This is a genomic window from Acidovorax sp. (assembly GCF_027492855.1).
GTDB lineage: Bacteria > Pseudomonadota > Gammaproteobacteria > Burkholderiales > Burkholderiaceae_C > Acidovorax.
This window is the reverse complement of sequence record NZ_JAPUDY010000028.1, coordinates 1-2,742: the sequence shown is the minus strand read 5'-3', so window position 1 is coordinate 2,742 and position 2,742 is coordinate 1. Positions and strand designations below refer to the sequence as shown.

Annotated in this window: 2 protein-coding genes; both read right to left on the bottom strand. The window is 64.6% G+C overall.

All coding sequences use genetic code 11. The annotated features are described in order from the left end of the window. The coding region (locus Q0105_RS05635; protein WP_298209626.1) for a class 1 fructose-bisphosphatase at window positions 1-742 on the bottom strand (742 nt) is incomplete at its 3' end. A 30-nt stretch (window positions 743-772) separates the two neighbouring features. Further along, window positions 773-2,742: aminopeptidase N (gene pepN / locus Q0105_RS05630; protein ID WP_298209624.1), on the bottom strand; the 1,970-nt coding region annotated here is incomplete at its 5' end.

Here is a 2,742-nt window from a genome sequence, read left to right as displayed (position 1 = left end):
CCATGCTGGCGATCCAGCGCATGTTGAAGTCCTTGCCGCGCGGGCCTTCCTTGCCTTGCAGGCATTCGTCGATGTAGCGCTTCACCGGCTCGTCCCAGTGGCGCATGTTGCTCATGTTGATGGCGAATTCCTTGGTGTCTTCGGGAATGCGCACGTTCTCTTCGGTCAGCACGAAGGAGCCCTGTTCGCGGTCGAGCGTGAACATGGCCACGCCGTCGCCCACGGTGAGCACCAGGGTGGTTTGCGGGCCGTAGATGCAGTAGCCTGCCGCTACTTGCTGGGTGCCGGGTTGCAGGAAGTCGCCTTCCTCCACGCCACGGTCGCCATCGGGCTTTTTGAGCACGCTGAAGATGGTGCCGATGCTCACGTTCACGTCGATGTTGCTGGAGCCGTCGAGGGGATCGAACAGCAGCAGGTATTCGCCCTGGGGATAGCGGTTGGGCACTAGGTAGATGCCGTCCATTTCCTCCGAGGCCATGGCCGCCAGGTGGCCGCCCCATTCGTTGGCTTCGATCAGCACCTCGTTGGCGATGATGTCGAGCTTTTTCTGGATTTCGCCCTGCACGTTTTCGCTGCTGGCCGTGCCCAGCACGCCACCCAGGGCACCTTTGTTCACGGCGTGGCTGATGCTTTTGCAGGCGCGTGCCACCACTTCGAGCAGCAGGCGCAGTTGCGAGGGGATAAGGCCGTCTACCCGTTGTTGTTCAACGAGGTAGCGGGTCAGGCTGATGCTTTTTGCCATGTTGTTGGTCTTTACTGCTGTGAGATGGGGTTAGTCGGCCAGTGCGCGGGTGACGACCTCGCGCACGTCGTTGGAGAGGTCGGGCTTGGCGGCCACGCGGGCGATGGCCTCGCGGGCCGCTGTGCGCCAGGGTTCGGCCAGCTTCTTCCAGCGGTCAAGCGCGCGTGCCAGGCGGGCGGCGACTTGTGGGTTGATGGCGTCGAGCTCCATCACGCGGTCGCTCCAGAACACATAGCCTGCCGCATCCGACCGGTGGAATGCGCCGGGGTTGGCGCTGCAGTAGCTGAAGATCACGCTGCGCGCACGGTTGGGGTTCTTGAGGCTGAAGTCCGGGTGCTGCATGAGCTGGCGCACGGCAGGCAGCACGTTGCCGCCACGGTCGGGCGCGCCTGCCTGCAGTGCGAACCACTTGTCGATGACCAGGGGCTCGTCTTTGAACAGGGCGTGAAAGCGCGCCAGCGCAGGGGTCGCCAGCTCGCTGCCGCTAGCCACAAGGGCCGTGAGTGCGTTGAAGCGGTCGGTCATGTTGCCCGCCACCTTGAAGCGCTGGTAGGCCTTGCCGGGCCACACGGCGTCACCCGTGCGTTGGGCCGCGATGCACAGCATGTGCAGCGCCAGGCCGCTCAAGGCGCGGCGGCCGGAGGAGACCGGGTCGGGGCTGTAGCCGCCAGTGTCCTGGTTCTGTTCCCAGGCCCATTCCCAGTCGGCTTGCAGCGACAGGGCCAGTTGCTCGCGCATGGCTTCGCGCACCGCATGGATGCGTTGCGGGTCCACCACGTCGAGCTGCTCGGCGATGTAGGTCTCGGACGGCAGCGTGAGCACCAGCTCCTTGAAGGCGGCGTCGAGCAGAGGGTTGCGCAGCACGGCGCGCATGGCATCCACAAACTCGGTAGGCAGGATTTGATGGCCAAATTGGCCGCTAGCGCTTGTTGGTTGAGCGCTGCCAGCTATTGCATTGATAGCAAACCGCAGCGCCAGGCGTTGGCCTGCCTCCCAGCGATTGAAGGCGTCGGTGTCGTGCGCCAGCAGGGTGAGCAGTTGTGCATCGCTGTAGTCGATGTCCAGCACCACGGGGGCGCTAAAAGCCCGCAGCAACGAGGGCACGGGTTCGGCATCCACGTTTGTAAAGGTCAGCGTCTGCGATGCGCCGGTGAGAACGACCACACGCGAGGTGCTGCCCGATGGCTCTTCGCCCGACAGGTGCAAGGGCAGGGCGGCACCCGTGGCGGCGTCGATCAGGCCCAGCTCTACCGGGATGACGAAGGGCAGCTTCTCACTTTGGCCGGGCGTGGGGGCGCAGCTTTGCGACAGCGTGAGCGCGTAGCAGCGCGTGGCGGCGTCGTAGTGGCCTGTGGCGCGCACGCGGGGCGTGCCAGCCTGGCTGTACCAGCGCTTGAACTGGGGCAGGTGCTGCGCCAGCGGGCTGTGTGGGTTGGCATCGGCAATCGCCTGCACGAAGTCGTCGCAGGTCACCGCGTGGCCGTCGTGGCGCTCGAAGTACAGCTTCATGCCTTTGGCGAAGCCGTCACGGCCCACCAGGTTGTGCTGCATGCGCACCACCTCGGCACCCTTTTCGTAGATGGTGACGGTGTAGAAGTTATTGATCTCGACGTAGCTGTCGGGCCGCACCGGATGGGCCATGGGGCCTGCGTCTTCGGGGAACTGGGCGGTGCGCAGCACGCGCACGTCTTCGATGCGTTTGACGGCGCGGGCCGATGGGCTGCCCGCCAGGTCCATGCTGAATTCCTGGTCGCGGAAGACGGTGAGGCCTTCCTTCAGGCTCAGTTGGAACCAGTCGCGGCAGGTGACGCGGTTGCCCGTCCAGTTGTGGAAGTACTCGTGGCCCACCACACTTTCGATGTTGGCGAAGTCGGTGTCGGTGGCGGTGGCCTCGCTGGCCAGAACGTACTTCGTGTTGAAGATGTTCAGGCCCTTGTTCTCCATGGCGCCCATGTTGAAGTCGCTGGTGGCGACGATCATGAAGCGCTCCAGGTCCAGCG